Raw genomic sequence first — 313 nt, forward strand, 5'->3', positions numbered from 1 at the left:
GGAATGAAGGGTTTCACAAGGTAGTCGTCGGCCCCCTTCTCAAGGGCCGAGACGATGTCCCTTTCGCCCTTGCGGGCGGTCAGCATGACAACCGGGATTTCCGACAAAGCCGGGTCGCTCTTGATCCGGGCAAGAACCTCCAGGCCGTCGGCCTTGGGCATCATCGCATCGAGCACGATGATGTCCGGCGCCTCATGCTCCGCCTTCAAGAGCGCTTCCGCCCCGTCTATGGCCTTGATGACCTCGTATCCCTTTGCCCTGAGCCTGAATTCCATCAGTTCGAGCAAGAGGGGATCGTCATCGCAAATCAGAA

1 protein-coding gene is annotated in these 313 nt (G+C 59.1%); it reads right to left on the minus strand.

Annotated features, from left to right (window positions below):
* Positions 1-311: response regulator (locus EOB49_RS33935; protein WP_127383507.1), on the minus strand; the 311-nt coding region annotated here is incomplete at its 3' end.
* Positions 312-313 lie beyond the last annotated feature (2 nt).

The sequence above is a fragment of the Mesorhizobium sp. M7A.F.Ca.MR.148.00.0.0 genome, from assembly GCF_003997735.1.
In the GTDB taxonomy this organism is placed as follows: domain Bacteria; phylum Pseudomonadota; class Alphaproteobacteria; order Rhizobiales; family Rhizobiaceae; genus Mesorhizobium.